Annotated in this window: 1 protein-coding gene; it reads right to left on the bottom strand. The window is 47.0% G+C overall.

What is annotated here, in order from left to right; translation table 11 throughout:
- The coding region (locus tag R7R78_RS26500) for a DUF4114 domain-containing protein (RefSeq protein WP_225474657.1) at positions 1-692 on the bottom strand (692 nt) is incomplete at both ends.

The raw sequence follows: 692 nt of genomic DNA, 5'->3' as shown, positions 1-692 counted from the left end.
GCCTGTAAGGTGTAATCGAATGTAATGTTTTTGATTTCACGCTGACCATTTAGCAGTTCGGTAACGCGATAACGCCACACCACATCGTTGAAATCGTAGTCGCCCATTAGCGGCCAGCGATCTTCAAACGCCATCGTCGCGTACGTGTCTGAGCTTGGATAAACCGAAGTCACCGTCACTTCTGGGTTGTTTTCTTGCACCAATGGCTCGTATTTCGAATCCGTCGAACCATCAGTGTTGACGCCATCAATGGCGGTGAATGGGCTCACTTCGACAGTAAACAGCAAGTCATTGAAATCATTGTCGCCATCAGGGCGATAAATATCTTCAAAACCCAGCACTAAGACCTCGTTTTGCGTATCGATAAAAGCCACGTTATGACGACGATTTTCTGAAGTCGACTCTGGGTTTAGATTGGAATAGCTATAAAATGGCGTGCCCCAACTGCCAAGGCTGGCAATCTTGTTGTATGAGCCAGACCAGCCCCAACCATTCGGAATAATGAAGAACGCAAGCGTTTGACCGGCAGTGAGCTGCACATTCAGGTCGATAGTGTCACCTTCTTCCATCTCGCCATCTGGCGCTTTCGATGTATTAGGGAAAATGATCACATGCGCTGCGATTTCATCTTTACTGGTCGGTGGGTTATTTGTATCAAAAACAAAATAACCGAGCGTATTTCGATACCCAGC

It is taken from the genome of Vibrio sp. 2134-1 (genome assembly GCF_033339495.1).
This window is presented reverse-complemented; position numbering and strand designations above follow the sequence as displayed.